Origin of the sequence: Streptomyces sp. NRRL WC-3549, assembly GCF_000721935.1 — a bacterium.
Taxonomy (GTDB): domain Bacteria; phylum Actinomycetota; class Actinomycetes; order Streptomycetales; family Streptomycetaceae; genus Streptomyces.
In genome coordinates, this window is the sequence record NZ_KL585386.1 from 107893 (window position 1) to 108126 (window position 234).

The 234-nt window shown below is 73.1% G+C and carries 1 protein-coding gene; it reads left to right on the forward strand.

Annotated features, from left to right (window positions below; translation table 11 throughout):
- Window positions 1-234 (forward strand): hypothetical protein (locus IH13_RS0104875; protein WP_158791043.1); only part of this gene is annotated, 234 nt, incomplete at both ends.

The following is a 234-nucleotide window of genomic DNA, read 5'->3' on the forward strand; positions in this document are numbered from 1 at the left end:
GCTCGCGGTCCTGGCCGAGCACCGGCCGGCCGTGCGGGCCCGCCTGCTGGAGATCATGCCGACGGAACTCGGCCGGACCGTGAAGGACGACGAGTTCTGGCTGGCGGTGCTGGCGGAAAGCGGCGCGGAGACTCTGCTCACCTCGGAGACCGGCGAGGGGCAGGGAGTGGACGCCGCGGACTGGCTGAGCCGTTGGGCGCTACACCGCAAGCACGGCTCGTCCTGGTCCCGGCC